The organism is Rhodococcus sp. P4_B6 (assembly GCF_056402215.1).
In genome coordinates, this window is sequence record NZ_JBFUHV010000051.1 from 1 (window position 1) to 13,406 (window position 13,406).

The following is a 13,406-nucleotide window of genomic DNA, read 5'->3' on the forward strand; positions in this document are numbered from 1 at the left end:
TAGCCGCCCTCACCGGCGGCGTCAATCCCCAGATCGAGCCACTGGGCACCGACCGAGCGGACCTGGTCGGCGACCTCCGGGCGCACGTCGTAGCCGGTGGCCCGGCCGCCGAGCCGCTTCGCCGTCGCCAGGGCCTGCAGGCCGGCGACACCGACCCCGAGGACCAGCACCGTCGCCGGCTTGACCGTGCCCGCCGCGGTGGTGAGCATCGGGAAGAACCGCGTCGACTCCGACGCCGCCAACAGCACCGACTTGTAGCCGGACACGTTCGCCTGCGACGACAGCGCGTCCATCACCTGGGCGCGGGAGATCCGCGGGATCGCCTCGACGGCGAACGCCGCCACCCCGGCCGCCTTCAGCGCGGCGACCTGATTGTCCTGGTTGCGGGGGGCGAGGAACCCGATCAGGGTCTGCCCGGCATGCAACCGGCCCACTTCCTCGTCCGACGGCGGCGCGACCTTCACGATCACGTCCGCCGACCACGGGTCGGCGATCTTCGCCCCCGCCCCGGTGTACAACTCGTCCGGGATCAGCGCGCCCAATCCGGCACCCGACTCGACCACCACGTCGACGCCCTTGGCGATCAACGACGCCACGATCTTCGGCACCAACGCCACCCGACGCTCACCGTCGTTCGACTCCCGAACGACACCGATCGTCGGGCGCGCGGTGGACGCGCTCTGCGATGTATCCATGTATCGACTTCCTGCGGTAGATGGTGTGTGTGCCGCGACGAGCGGCGATCAACCGATGACGAGCGGGAAAAAAATTCCCCCGATTCGACTGAGTTAGCTGATAGTAGCCAGAGAACGCGTGACGTAGGGAACAGAGAAGTCCGTGCGTACGCGTCTGAATCGAGTCCGAACAGTCGTTCTCACAGATCTTTCTGCTCGATTGTGAACCCGATCACAGGGCGATTCGTCGTAGTCTGACGGTAGACAGCCGCAAGGAAGCGGAGGTTCGGCCATGAGCAAACCGAAGGAACGGAGCGCGGAGGACGTCACCGCGGATCCGCCGGTGATCGTCGAGCGGGTCTACGACCATCCGACCGAGGGCGATGGACTGCGACTGTTCGTGGACCGGCTGTGGCCGCGGGGGCTGCGCAAGGACGCGTTCCATTTCGACGACTGGGCCAAGGACCTGGCGCCGTCGACGGAGTTGCGTCACTGGTACTCGCACGACGTTGCCGCGTTCAGCGAGTTCCGCGAGCGGTACGTCCACGAGCTCGATTCACCGACCGGCCGGAAGGCGGTCGCACGGGTGCAGGAACTGGCGCAGGGGCGGCCGATCGTTCTGCTCACCGCGACGAAGGACGTCAGTCACAGTCATGCCGAGGTCCTCGCCGAATACATGCTGGATCGGTTGTGACGTTTCCCGGCGACGAGGCCGTGCCCATCACCGAGCCGGACGGCGACGTCGGCGGCGATCCGGTCTGCTGGCTCGACCGCGTGTGCCCCGACTGCGGGTTGTTCCTCACCGACCGGACCGCGAGCACCTGCCCGCGCTGCGGTGCGGCACGGGACAGGTGACGGTCGGGGGTTCAGCCGGCGTTCAGGTACCGCGCGCGGAGTTTGTGCTTGACGAGTTTGCCGGTGGGGGTGCGCGGCAGGTCGTCGGAGAAGTCGATGCTGCGGGGAGCCTTGTAGTGACTGACCCGCTCCCGCACGTAGTCGAGTAGCTCGCGGGCGACGGCGTCCGACGGTTCCACCCCGGCGACGAGTTGCACGACGGCTTTGACTTGTTCGCCCATCTCCTCGTCGGGTACGCCGATCACCGCGACGTCGAATACCTTGGGATGCATGGTGAGAACGTTCTCCGACTCCTGCGGGTAGATGTTCACTCCGCCCGAGATGATCATGAACGCGGCCCGGTCCGTGAGGTAGAGGAAGCGGTCGGAGTCGATGTACCCGATGTCGCCGCTCGTCGTCCACGTCGGGTGGTCGGGGTGCGTCGCGGAGTCGGTCTTCGCGGGGTCGTTATGATACTCGAACGGTCGCTCCTCCCGTTCCCAGTAGACGGTTCCGATGTCGCCGACGGGGACGTCCGCGCCGGTGTCGTCGCAGATGTGGACGGTGCCCATGACCCCGTCGTGGCCCACCGACCCGGGCTTGGCGAGTGCCTGTGCGCTGTCGATGAACGTGGCACCGGCGCCCTCCGTGGAGGCGTAGTACTCGTGGACGACCGGACCCCACCAGTCGATCATCGACCGCTTCACGTCGGGCGGGCACGGCGCCGCCGCGTGGATCGCAACCTTCAGACTCGACACGTCGAACTTGTCGCGAACGTCCTTCGGCAGCTTGAGCATCCGGACGAACATCGTCGGAACCCACTGACTGTGGGTCACCCGGTACTCCTCGATGAGCCGCAGTGATTCCTCGGCGTCGAAACGGTCCATCAGCACGATCGTGCCGCCGACGGAGGTGATGGTGCCGCAGAAGCGCAGCGGCGCGGCGTGATACAGCGGTGCCGGGCACAGATAGACGGTGCCGGAATCGAATCCGTACATCGGGGCGAACACCGCGGTGTACGGGTCCGTCGTCGTGTCCACTTCCCCCTCGGGGAGTGCGGGTTTGATCCCCTTGGGCCTGCCGGTGGTGCCCGACGAGTACAGCATGTCCTGCCCGCGGGGCTGCGAATCGAGCGGTTCGGCCGACTGCGCCGCCACGGCGTCCTCGTAGCTGTCGAATCCGTCCAGCGCACCGCCGTACACGAGCCGGTGGCGGACGCGGGGCAGCTGACTCCGGTCGCGGGGCACAGCGCCGCCCGCGTCGGCGGACACGATGAGCACCTCGGCTCCGCAGTCGTCGACGACGTAACCGGCTTCCTCCGGGGTGAGGTGCCAGTTCACCACGGTGATGTACAGCCCGGATCGCAGCGCCGCCCAGTACACCTCGAGGACCCGGAGGTCGTTGCTCGACACGAGCGCCAGGTGGTCGCCGACCTTCAGGCCGAGCGAGCGCAGGTGCCGTGCGAGGCGGGTGGACCGCTCGTCCAACTCCCGGTAGGTCAGCCGCTCCCCCGTCGAGGGACGTATGACGGCGGGCTTGTCCGGGGTGGTCGCCACGAAGTTTCCAGGGAACATCCGCACTCCTTTTGTTAATGGAGATTCTCACCCTCGGTCTACCACACCGAACCCCTGGACGGGGAGGCCTTCGACGCTCTCACCGGCACATTCGCCCACCCGCGGCGAAAATGCTCGGCCTGTCGGGCGGAAGGTCCTAGAGTTGAGGCAAAAGGAGGCGTACGACCCGTGAATGCCCTACAGAAGGAATCGATCCTCGACGCGTTGTTCGAGGAATGGGACGTACTCGACGACGTGCTGTCCTCGTTGTCCGGCGACGCGTGGTTCACGCCCACCGCCCTGCCCGGGTGGACGGTGCACGACGTGACCGCGCATCTCATCGGCACGGAGTCGCTGCTCGCCGGAATCTCCGCGCCGCACACCACCATCGACGTCCGCGGCCTCGCCCACGTGCGCAACGAGATCGGTGCGTTCAACGAACAGTGGGTGGAGGGACTGCGGGGGTGCTCCGGCACCGAAATGCTCGAGCGTTTCCGGATGATCGTCGCCCGCAGGCGGTCGGAGCTGGGCGAGATGACCGACGAGATGTTCGCGGCCGAGACCACCACGCCGGTCGGGCCGGCGCCCTATCTCCGGTTCATGCGCATCCGCGTGTTCGACTGCTGGATGCACGAGCTCGACCTACGGGACGCACTCGGGCTGCCCGGCGACGAGGGCGGCCTGCGCGGGGAGACGGCGTTCGCGGAGATCGCAGGCGCCGTCGCATTCCTCGTCGGCAAGCGCGGCAAGGCTCCGGACGGGTCGAGGATCACGCTCGAGCTGACGGGACCGCTCGCGCGGAACATCCACATCGCCGTCGACGGCAGGGCCGCGGTGGTCGACGAACTGCCGTCGGAGGCCACCACGACGGTGACTCTCGACTCCCGGCTGTTCACCCGGCTGGCAGGCGGCAGGACGACGGCCGCGGACCACCGCGACGAGATCGCGTTGCGCGGCGACACCGACGCGGGCAAGCGGATCGTCGACAACCTCGCGTTCACGATCTGACCGCGGTGCGCCTGTTCCTGTCCTCGTACCGGTTCGGCGCGGATCCCGCGCCGCTGATGTCGCTCGTCGGCCGTCCGGGGCGCGTCGGGGTGATCGCGGCTGCGGCGGATGCGTGGCCGCGGACGGCGCGGACGTCCGCGGTCGTGAGTGACGTGATGCCGCTGACGCGCCTGGGCTTCACCGCGGAGGAGGTGGATCTACGCGACTACATCGGCGACGACGGGCAGCCGCGTGCGGCCGCACTGAGGCAGCGGCTCGACGGGTTCGGCATGGTGTGGGTGCGCGGCGGGAACACGTTCGTGCTGCGCGCGCAGATGGCCCGGAGTGGGGCGGATCGGGTGATCCCGGAACTGTTGGCGAGTGATTCGCTCGTGTACGCCGGCTACAGCGCGGGGGCGTGCGTGATGACTCCGACGCTGCACGGTCTCGACTCCTCCGATGACCCGGCGGAGGTGGTCGCGACGTGTGGCGTGGAGCCGCGCTGGGACGGACTGGGGATGGTGGGCTTCGCGATCGTGCCGCATCACCCGCCTGCGGAGCTTCCAGGGGCCGAGAACGCGGTGCCCTTGGAGGACGTGGCCGCCGTTCGGCGCACGATCGACGCCCTGAGGCTCGCCGGCATCGAGTACCGCACCTTGACGGACGATCAGGCGATCGTCGTGAACGGAGATCGAACCGAACTCGTCTGACGACGGCGAGCCCTGCGGCGGGAAGGCCTTCAGCCGAAGACGGCGACCGGCACGGACGGCGTGAAGGGGGCGACGCGGTCGAGTGCGGCCCAGGTGACCTCGCAGCGCTTGGCGGTGACTTCGTCCGCGTCGGCGAGGAGCGTGTTCAGGAGGGTCTTCGGGTTCAGGCGCCATTCCTGGACCATCGACCGAACTTCCTCGTTGGTGAACAATCCCGAACCGGCGAGTGCGAAGATCCATTCGTCGAACTCGCCACGGTGGATCTGCTCGATGGAGTCGTAGTCGATACCACCATCGAGGAACTCGTACGARAACATCGCGGAGATGTAGCTGCTGGGATCTCGGTGGAGTGCATTCATCGGTGCGGGTCCTTCCAGGGTCGGTGCGGCAAAACCCGGCCCCAACGGTGTTCTGGCTCACATTTCGTGAGAATCTCCGTTTGGGTGTAACGCCTCGCCGGTGTTTGACGATGCAAGACGCTAACCCGTAGAAGTGGGTTTTTGCATTGCCTGGTCGATACGATCCGGTAACAGAGTGGCGAATGTGACCTGTGTTACACCCGATTTGTCCGGGTCCGCCCGGTTCGCGGGACGCCTCTACCAGCATTTTCCCCTCCGGGCACGGTTGCATACCCCATCGGTGGACCCCCCGAAAAAATTCACCCCCCTGATCCCACATCGTGAGACTCCTACGCGTAAGTAACTAACAGATGGGCTATTGGGGGGTCGCTTCTGCACCGAACGTCCAGGTTGGAGCGATATCCGGGAAACACGGTCGGAATCGGTTCAGTTGGACGAATGACCAATTCGCGGACACTCGCCGTTCGCCGGGCTACCGTCGAGGTCCCCGACACCCGCATTCCAGGAGTCACGATGACGGTCACCGACGACGCACTCGCGGCGCTCACGAGCGCGCTCCCCCGGGGCTGCCTCGTCACCGATCCGGACGTCCTGGCGTCCTACCGCCAGGACTGGGCGCGCGATCCCGACGCCGTCCTCCCCCTCGCCGTCGCCCGCCCCGCGACCACCGAGGAAGTCCAGGTGGTGATGCGCTGGGCGACCGAGCACCGCGTCCCCGTGATCCCGCGCGGCGCCGGCTCCGGGCTCAGTGGCGGCGCCACCGCCGTGGCGGGCAGCGTGGTGGTCAGCACCGAGCGCATGCGCCGGATCGAGGTGGACCCGGTGACGCGGATCGCCGTCGTCGAACCGGGGCTGCTCAACGCCGAGGTCAAGGCCGCGGCCGCCGAACACGGCCTCTGGTACCCGCCCGATCCGTCGTCGTTCGAGATGTGCTCGATCGGCGGCAACGTCGCGACCAACGCGGGCGGGCTGTGCTGCGTCAAGTACGGCGTCACCACCGACTACGTCCTCGCGCTGCGGGTGGTTCTCGCGGACGGGACGGACGTGCGCCTCGGCGGCCCGCGGCTGAAGGACGTGGCCGGCCTGTCGCTGACCAAGCTGTTCGTCGGGAGCGAGGGAACACTCGGCATCGTCACGGAGGCGACGCTGCGGCTGATCCCGGCCCAGCCACCTGCGAGCACCCTCGTCGCGTCGTTCGCCTCCGTGCAGGCGGCCGCCGACACCGTGCTGGCCATCACCCGCACGCTGCGACCGTCGATGCTCGAGTTCATGGACCGCGCCTCGATCGGCGCCGTCGAGGACGCATTGAAGATGGGCCTGGACCGGACGGCGGAGGCGATGCTCATCGCCCGGTCGGACGCCCCCGGTTCGATTGCGGCCGAAGAGATTTCCGTCATGTCCGACGCCTGCACGGCAAACGGCGCGACCGAAGTCTTCACCACCGACGACCCCGACGAGGGCGAAGCGTTCGCCGCGGCAAGACGATTCGCGATCCCCGCGGTCGAGAGACTGGGCACCCTGCTCCTCGAGGACGTCGGGGTCCCGCTGCCGAAACTGCCTGCGCTGGTGGAGGGAATCGCGGCCATCTCCCGCGAACGTGACGTGATGGTCGCGGTGATCGCCCATGCCGGCGACGGAAACACGCACCCGCTCATCGTGTTCGACCCCGAGGATGCCGCGATGGCCGAGCGCGCCCACCTCGCTTTCGGCGAGATCATGGACCTCGCAATCGCTCTCGGCGGCACGATCACCGGCGAGCACGGTGTCGGCCGCTTGAAGAAGGCCTGGCTGCCCGACCAGTTGGGCCCGGACGTCATGGAATTGACGCAGCGGATCAAGACGGCACTCGACCCGATGGGGATACTCAACCCCGGAGCGATCCTGTAGCTACCCAGGGCGGGTGCGATATCCAATGGTTACCCAAGGGACTGGTGTGACAGGTGAGGTATTGCTAGCGTGACCGGACCGAACTCGACTCGTCGCAGAGAGGTGCGCTCGTGACCAGACTCCGCCGTGTCGCCTCCCTGGCGATGCCCGCCTTACTCGCTTCCACCTGCACGTTTTTCACGATGGCGCCCCCTGTTGCGACGGCGGCGCCGTGCCTCGGCGGAACCGGCAGCCTCGGATCGAGCGGCTCGGGCCAGGGCATCAATCCCATCCCCTGGCTCAACGGCAGTGACGGCCGCCTTCCCGAGCTGCGTGGCAAAACTCAGGCAATCGCGCACATCACCGGGCCTCGCAGCCCCAACGACACGATCGGCAGGTTCCGGGTACTCGGCACCGACCTCGGCATCATGTGGGACAACGGCGGAGGCGAGATCCTCACGGCGTTCGGTGACACCGTCGGGCTGAGCGACAACCCGCTGTGCGGTCTGGTCGGCGACTGGCGCAGCAACATCCTGCTGCGCAGCTCCGACAAGGACCTCACCGACGGGATGGGCATCGACAATTCCCCGGTCGATCTGCCGAACCATTCCAAGGAGATCATCCAGAGCCAGAAGATCCCGGGCGTGGAGCAGACCGTCATCCCCACCACCGGCATCTCGGTCGGCGAGGGCCCGGCCGCGACGCAGTACATCAATTACATGTCGGTGCGCAGCTGGGGCGCCCCGGGCGAGTGGGACACCAACGCGTCCGGCATCGCGTACTCCGTGGACAACGGCGAGAACTGGGTCACCGATCCCCTGACGCTGCGGCCCAACGTGCCGGGCACGGGCGCCGAGAACTTCCAGATGGGCTCGTACGTCAAGCACGACGGATTCGTCTACGCATTCGGCACCCCCTCGGGGCGTTCCGGCGACGCCCGGTTGTCGCGGGTGAAGGAGGCGGACATCCGGAACCTCACGCTGTACGAGTACTGGGACGGCAAGGCGTGGGTGAAGGCCAACGCCACCGTCGCCACACCGGTGATCCCCGGACCGGTCAGCGAGTTGTCCGTGCAGTTCAACGAATACCTCGGTCAGTTCGTGGCGATGTACACCGATGCCGGCAACTCGGTGGTGATGCGCCGTTCCGACCACCTCGAATCCGGCTGGAGCGAACCCGAAGTGCTCGTGAGCAGCCGGGACGTGCCCGAGCTGTACGGCGCGTACATGCACCCGTGGTCGAAGGGATCCGACCTGTATTTCCTGGCCACCACCTGGTCGGACTACAACGTCATGCTGCTGCGCACCAACCTCGCGGACTGACGTAATCTGCGAGTGACAGCGTGCGCGGGACAGCGCGCACGCCACACGAGCAGAGGAGCGATCTGTGGCGGCCACGGTGGAACACGACGTGTCGGAATCCCGGTTCGAGATCTACCTCGACGGCCAGCTGGCCGGATACGCCGACTACTTCGAGCGGAACGGCGCCCGCGACTTCCACCACACCGTGACGTACCCGCAGTTCCGCGGGCAGGGTCTGGCGGCGGTGGTGGTGAAGGCCGCCCTCGACGACACGAAGTCCAGTGGGCTCGCCGTGATCCCGTCGTGCTCCTACGTGGAGAAGTACATCGCCGAGAATCCGAGCTATGCGGAGCTCGTCTGATCCGCTCCGCCCGGCCGTCCGCGCGACGTGTCTTCTCGCGGCGACGGTCGTGCTGGCCGGTTGCGGTTCCGGCGGCGGTTCGGACACCGATCCGGCATCCGCGCCGACCACCTCGGTGGCCGTGCAGCCCGGCCCGTTCGTGGGTGAATGCGGCTCGCTGACCGACGCCGAAGTGTACGAGCGGGCGCGGATCGCGGGGCTCACCCCGGTGTCGCGGAACGGCATCAAGTGCCGGTGGGAAGCGGACGGCGGCGAACGGTACGTGATGTTCACCTGGTACCGCGGCAGCCCCATCGACCGGGAGCGGTCGGTGGCCAAGGGCATCGGTCACGAGGTCCACGACCTCGAGATCGCCGGGCATCGCGGGTTTTCGTCGCAGAACGTCGGGTTCTGCGAGGTCGCGCTCGGCACCGGTTCCGACTTCGTGCACTGGCTGGTCCGCTACGGAACGGGCAGTGCACCCTCCGATCCGTGCGAGGCACCGACCGCGCTCGGCCGGCTGACGCTGGAGAAGGCCAAATGACCGGCCGCCGGCGACTCGCCGCGGCGGTCGCGTCGGCGATGGTGCTGGCCGGCTGCGGCACGTCCGTCACGGGCACTCCCCTGCCCGAGGGTGCCGCCTCCTCCGACGACGGCTCGCCGCAGTTCGACAAGCTCCTGCGCGAATGCGACGCCGTCCCCAACGACAAGATCGTGGAGACACTGCACGGCGCAGGCATCGACCAGTACTTCTACGGTGCAGTGTGCATGTGGACGGTGTCGTCCGCCGCCGGATCGATCGACGTCACGTTCGGCTGGTTCGAGAACAACTCGTTGCAGCGGGAGCGGGCGGTGGCGGACCAGCTGGGCTATCAGGTGGAGACCACGACGATCGCGGGCACGTCGGCGTTCAGCGCCCGGCGGCCGGGTGATTCGGCGACGTGTGGGATCACCGCCGCCTACTCCGGTGTCATCACGTGGTGGGTGCAGCAACGGTCCGGGACGGGCGACCCGTGCGACGGTGCGCGCACGCTCGCCGAGTTGACTCTGCAACGCAACCAGTAGCGGCCGAAAATTCGCTCGCGGTGGCCACGACCTCGCTGTTAGCGTCGAAGGACCACCGACCGAGCCGACCAGAGGACCTTGCCGTGACCGCCACCGAGACGGCTGTGACTCGCCGGTTCGGGCCCCTGATCCTCCTGAACGTCGCGACCCTGTTCTCCTCCACGGGCAACGGCATCGTGATCGTCGTGCTGCCGTGGCTCGTGCTCGAGCAGACCGGTCGCGCATCGGACGCCGCGATCGTCGCGGGCGCGGCCACCCTCCCGCTGTTGCTGTCGAGCCTGTTCGCGGGCACGTTCGTCGACCTGTTCGGACGACGCCGCACGTCGCTGATCTCCGACTGCCTGTCGGCCCTGTCCGTGGCGGCCATCCCGGTGATCGCGACCACGACGGGCCTCACCGTCACGGTGATCGCCGTCCTCGCCGCGATCGGCGCCGCGTTCGATCCGGCCGGCATCGCGGCCAGGGAGTCGATGCTGCCCGCCGCCACGAAGTCCGCGGGGTGGTCACTCGACCGGATGAACAGTCTCTACGAGGCCAACTACAACGTGGCGTATCTCGTCGGCCCGGGCATCGGCGGCGTYCTCATCGCCACCGTGGGTGCGGTGAACACGTTGTGGGTCGCCGCCGCCGGGTTCGTGCTGTCCGTTGCGACGATCGCGTTCCTGCGTCTCGAGCACGCCGGCAGACCGGACACCGCCACGCGCCCGACGTCCATTTGGCACGGCACGCTCGAGGGATTGAAGTTCGTGTGGCACAACCGGCTCCTGCGCACGATCGCGCTCGTGGACATGGCGGTGGTCGCGCTGTACATGCCGGTCGAGTCAGTGGTGTTCCCGGTGTACTTCACCGAACTCGACAAACCTGCGCAACTCGGTTCGGTCCTGATGGCGCTCAGCATCGGCGGCGTGGTGGGCGCCCTCGCCTACGGACCGCTCGCGCCGTTCGTGTCGCGCCGGATGCTGATGGTGGTGGCGGTGACGGTGCTGGGCGCAGCGATGGTCGCGATGGCGTTCCTGCCGCCGCTGTGGGCGATTCTGGCGCTGGCTCTCCTGCAGGGTCTGGTGTTCGGTCCGGTCGGCCCGATCGCCAACTACGCCATGCAGACTCGCAGTCCGGAGCACATGCGCGGCCGGGTCACCGGGGTCATGACGTCCACGGCGTATGCGGCGGGTCCGCTGGGCTACCTGCTGGCCGGTCCGATCCTCGACAAGTGGGGTATCCAGCCGACGTTCTTCGTGCTCGCGATCCCGGTCCTGATCATCGGGCTGGCGTGCTTCGCGCTGCCCGTGCTGAAGGAACTGGACGATAAGGTGCCGGTCAGTTGAACCCCATGACGTCGTTGCCCCAGGCGACCCGCATCTCGTGGTCCGGGTCCTTCACCAGCGTGTCCGCGCCGTCGATCAGCAACGTGGCGCGGTCCTCCTCGTCGTAGGGGGCCCAGTGCTTGGACGCGTCCAGGGCGGCGGGGACACCGTGCCGCGCGAACGCGAGCCACCGGCGCTGGATGCGGCCCGACACCTCGAGTGCCGTCTTCCGGCCGCCGAGCCAGAACGTCGGGTCGATGTTGAGGGTGTCGAAATTGCCGAAGACGTACGGGAGTTCGGTGGCGTGCCCGGCTCCGATGCGCGCGGCCTTGAGCATCGGGGTGGCCTGGTCGAACCGGTACATCCACGTCGGCGAGTGCCTGCTGTGGGCGTCGGCCACCCACAGGGCGGGCATCCGGAACGCGGCGTCGCGGGACATCGCGAGTGCGCCCTTCGGTTTGCCGCGGTCCGGGTACACAGACAGGATGTCGGCGAGGCGGGCCGCGGGCAGTTCCGGGTGATCGGTCGCGATCGCCCGCAGCATCTCCTGCACCGAATCCGAAGTGACCGGCAGCAGAGGCGATTTCATGAACTTGAAGATCGACGACTCGTCCTTGTTGGAACCGATGATGAGGGGGATCCGGTGGGAGTAGCCCTTCTGGAACGCGGCCACCGGGTAGCGGGGCAGGAAGTCGCGGTCCACCACGGGCGCCATGGCGAGTGTGCCCGGGATCTTCGTCGGCACCTCGTTGACGAGGGTGTCGCTGGCCTCGATGACCGTGCGGTACGGGAGGCGCAGCAACGTGTCGATCCGGGCGGGTTCCACGTCGAGGATGTCGAGGAACTGCTTCGCGACCGTGGCCGCCCGCTCGCTGCCGTACACCGACGTGGCGGGTGGGCTCTGGGCGATCGCGCGGTGGAACAACCCGTCCGCACTCGGGCACGTCATCAGGGTGGTGATCGACCCGGCTCCCGACGACTCCCCGAACACCGTCACCTCGTCCGGGTCACCGCCGAACGACGCGATGTTCTCGCGCACCCATTCGAGGGCGGCGACCTGGTCGCGCAGCCCGCAGTTGGTCTCGAACACCCGCTCCGCCGTCGAGAACGACGACAGGTCGAGGAAGCCGAGCGCCCCGACCCGGTAGTTGAACGAGACCAGCACGACGTCGCCGAGAGTGGACAGGATCCGCCCGTTGTAGATGCCCTGGGCCGCGGTTCCCAGGCAGTAGGCGCCGCCGTGGATCCACACCATCACCGGCCGCGGGATGCCGTCGGGCCTGGGTGCCCACACGTTGACCGACAGGCAGTCCTCGTCCATCTCGAGTCCGGCGTCGATCGGGACGGCGGTGCCGTGGCCCTGCGGGGCCATCGGGCCGAAGTCGACGCAGTCGCGCACGCCGTCCCACGGTGCGGGCGGGGCCGGCGCCCGGAACCGCAGATCGCCGACGGTGGCGGCGGCGAACGGGATGCCCTTCCACGCGTAGACGTCGCCTTCGGGATAGCCGCGCACGTCGCCGTCCCGGGCGCGGACGACGAGTGTGTCGCCTGACTTCTCGACATCCACGGCCGAATCTCCTCACGCAGCGCGTACGGGAATCTCTCGCCAAACTACCAACGATGCGCAGGCAGGACCGTTCGAACGCGATATAGATCAACCGCGCGCTAACATGTGCTCCGTGGCCGCATCGACCGATCCCGAGGGCAAGAGTCTCCTCGACTACCCGCGGCCGTCCGTGGCGGTCGACGTCGCCGTCCTCACCGTCGACGGCGCCGAGCTGAAAGTGCTTGTGGTTCCGCACCGTTCGGGCCGGCTCGCGCTTCCGGGCACCTTCCTCCACAAGGGCGAGCGGCTGCGGGACGCCGCCGAGCGGTGCCTGCGGATCAAGGCCGGACTGGCGGGTGCCGAGTTCCACCAGTTGGCGATGTTCGACGACCCCGCCCGCGACGACCGCGGGTGGGTGCTGTCGATGACGCACGGTGCGGCGCTGCCGCGCACGGCACTCCCCCGCGACGCCCTGCTGATCCCCGTCGACGGCGACCGGGTGACGCAGGACCTCGCGTTCGACCACGCGGACGTCGTCACCCTCGCCGTCGCCGACCTGCGCGAGCGGTACGCGCGGTCCGTCGACCCGTCGGGGCTGGCCGGCGACACGTTCACGGTGCTCGAACTCCGCCGGGTCTACGAGGTGGTGTTCGGCCGTCCCCTCCCGAAGGACTCGTTCCGCCGGCACATGATGCCCGCCCTCGAGCACACCGGCGACATGGCCGTCGTCGGGACCGGCAGGCCCGCCGAGATCTACACGCGCGGCCCCGCGCCCCTCCCGCCGGGAGCGGCCGCGTTCCTCGCAGGCTGAGCCCGTCCACCCACCCGGGGCCTTTCCGTTCGCGGCACGGCCGGTGCTAGGGTCGG

15 protein-coding genes are annotated in these 13,406 nt (G+C 68.1%); 11 read left to right on the forward strand and 4 right to left on the reverse strand.

Going from position 1 to position 13,406, the window contains the following annotated elements; all coding sequences use genetic code 11:
- The coding region (locus tag AC1DWT_RS23425) for a Rossmann-fold NAD(P)-binding domain-containing protein (protein WP_477922406.1) at positions 1-695 on the reverse strand (695 nt) is incomplete at its 3' end.
- Positions 696-966: 271 nt separating this feature from the next.
- Between AC1DWT_RS23425 and AC1DWT_RS23430 the strand changes: the two genes are divergently transcribed.
- On the forward strand, positions 967-1,368 hold the full coding sequence (locus AC1DWT_RS23430; protein ID WP_072945947.1) for a DUF488 domain-containing protein: 402 nt from the start codon (positions 967-969) through the stop codon (positions 1,366-1,368).
- Positions 1,365-1,529 carry a hypothetical protein gene (locus AC1DWT_RS23435; protein ID WP_167372210.1) on the forward strand — a complete coding sequence of 55 codons (165 nt, stop codon included), beginning with the start codon at positions 1,365-1,367 and terminating at the stop codon, positions 1,527-1,529. Before AC1DWT_RS23430 ends, AC1DWT_RS23435 begins: the two co-directional genes overlap by 4 nt.
- An 11-nt stretch (positions 1,530-1,540) precedes the next feature.
- On the opposite strand, the gene AC1DWT_RS23440 is transcribed toward AC1DWT_RS23435, so the two are convergent.
- Positions 1,541-3,082 carry an AMP-binding protein gene (locus tag AC1DWT_RS23440; RefSeq protein WP_206012834.1) on the reverse strand — a complete coding sequence of 514 codons (1,542 nt, stop codon included), beginning with the start codon at positions 3,080-3,082 and terminating at the stop codon, positions 1,541-1,543.
- Between the two features lie 168 nt (positions 3,083-3,250).
- Here AC1DWT_RS23440 and AC1DWT_RS23445 point away from each other — a divergent pair, with 168 nt between their 5' ends.
- Both AC1DWT_RS23445 and AC1DWT_RS23450 read left to right on the forward strand, forming a co-directional pair.
- The gene (locus AC1DWT_RS23445) at positions 3,251-4,069 is read left to right on the forward strand and encodes a maleylpyruvate isomerase family mycothiol-dependent enzyme (protein WP_095865763.1); all 819 of its coding nucleotides are present in this window, start codon (positions 3,251-3,253) and stop codon (positions 4,067-4,069) included.
- Between the two features lie 5 nt (positions 4,070-4,074).
- A complete protein-coding gene (locus AC1DWT_RS23450; protein WP_072945940.1) occupies positions 4,075-4,758 on the forward strand; it encodes a Type 1 glutamine amidotransferase-like domain-containing protein in 684 nt (227 codons plus the stop codon).
- 29 nt (positions 4,759-4,787) lie between these two features.
- Here the strand turns inward: AC1DWT_RS23450 and AC1DWT_RS23455 are convergent, their stop codons facing one another.
- A complete protein-coding gene (locus AC1DWT_RS23455; RefSeq protein ID WP_011594545.1) occupies positions 4,788-5,117 on the reverse strand; it encodes a hypothetical protein in 330 nt (109 codons plus the stop codon).
- Between the two features lie 513 nt (positions 5,118-5,630).
- Here AC1DWT_RS23455 and AC1DWT_RS23460 point away from each other — a divergent pair.
- The 6 genes from AC1DWT_RS23460 (at position 5,631) to AC1DWT_RS23485 (ending at position 11,014) form a co-directional block, all read left to right on the forward strand.
- Positions 5,631-7,004, forward strand: a complete 1,374-nt coding sequence (locus AC1DWT_RS23460) for an FAD-binding oxidoreductase (protein WP_206015940.1) — start codon at positions 5,631-5,633, stop codon at positions 7,002-7,004.
- A gap of 110 nt (positions 7,005-7,114) precedes the next feature.
- Entirely contained in the window at positions 7,115-8,305 is a 1,191-nt protein-coding gene (locus tag AC1DWT_RS23465; protein ID WP_206012835.1) for a DUF4185 domain-containing protein, read from the forward strand.
- Positions 8,306-8,369: 64 nt separating this feature from the next.
- A complete protein-coding gene (locus tag AC1DWT_RS23470) occupies positions 8,370-8,645 on the forward strand; it encodes a GNAT family N-acetyltransferase (protein WP_072945936.1) in 276 nt (91 codons plus the stop codon).
- Complete coding sequence (locus tag AC1DWT_RS23475) at positions 8,629-9,168, forward strand: DUF3558 domain-containing protein (RefSeq protein WP_072945934.1); 540 nt, start codon at positions 8,629-8,631, stop codon at positions 9,166-9,168. Before AC1DWT_RS23470 ends, AC1DWT_RS23475 begins: the two co-directional genes overlap by 17 nt.
- Positions 9,165-9,689: a DUF3558 domain-containing protein gene (locus AC1DWT_RS23480; RefSeq protein ID WP_206012836.1), complete on the forward strand. Its 525-nt coding sequence runs from the start codon at positions 9,165-9,167 to the stop codon at positions 9,687-9,689. The genes AC1DWT_RS23475 and AC1DWT_RS23480 overlap by 4 nt, the downstream gene beginning before the upstream one ends.
- 83 nt (positions 9,690-9,772) lie before the next feature.
- The gene (locus AC1DWT_RS23485) at positions 9,773-11,014 is read left to right on the forward strand and encodes an MFS transporter (protein ID WP_206012837.1); all 1,242 of its coding nucleotides are present in this window, start codon (positions 9,773-9,775) and stop codon (positions 11,012-11,014) included.
- On the opposite strand, the gene AC1DWT_RS23490 is transcribed toward AC1DWT_RS23485, so the two are convergent.
- Complete coding sequence (locus AC1DWT_RS23490; RefSeq protein WP_206012838.1) at positions 11,007-12,560, reverse strand: carboxylesterase/lipase family protein; 1,554 nt, start codon at positions 12,558-12,560, stop codon at positions 11,007-11,009. The two genes, AC1DWT_RS23485 and AC1DWT_RS23490, sit on opposite strands and share 8 nt — an antisense overlap.
- A 112-nt stretch (positions 12,561-12,672) precedes the next feature.
- Between AC1DWT_RS23490 and AC1DWT_RS23495 the strand changes: the two genes are divergently transcribed.
- Positions 12,673-13,350 carry an NUDIX hydrolase gene (locus AC1DWT_RS23495; RefSeq protein ID WP_206012839.1) on the forward strand — a complete coding sequence of 226 codons (678 nt, stop codon included), beginning with the start codon at positions 12,673-12,675 and terminating at the stop codon, positions 13,348-13,350.
- The last annotated feature ends 56 nt before the right edge of the window (positions 13,351-13,406 follow it).

Coding starts and splice junctions, on each gene's coding strand:
- AC1DWT_RS23430 (WP_072945947.1), top strand. CDS start 967: ATGAGCAAACCGAAGGAACGGAGCGCGGAGGACGTCACCGCGGATCCG.
- AC1DWT_RS23475 (WP_072945934.1), top strand. CDS start 8,629: ATGCGGAGCTCGTCTGATCCGCTCCGCCCGGCCGTCCGCGCGACGTGT.
- AC1DWT_RS23460 (WP_206015940.1), top strand. CDS start 5,631: ATGACGGTCACCGACGACGCACTCGCGGCGCTCACGAGCGCGCTCCCC.
- AC1DWT_RS23480 (WP_206012836.1), top strand. CDS start 9,165: ATGACCGGCCGCCGGCGACTCGCCGCGGCGGTCGCGTCGGCGATGGTG.
- AC1DWT_RS23440 (WP_206012834.1), bottom strand. CDS start 3,082: ATGTTCCCTGGAAACTTCGTGGCGACCACCCCGGACAAGCCCGCCGTC.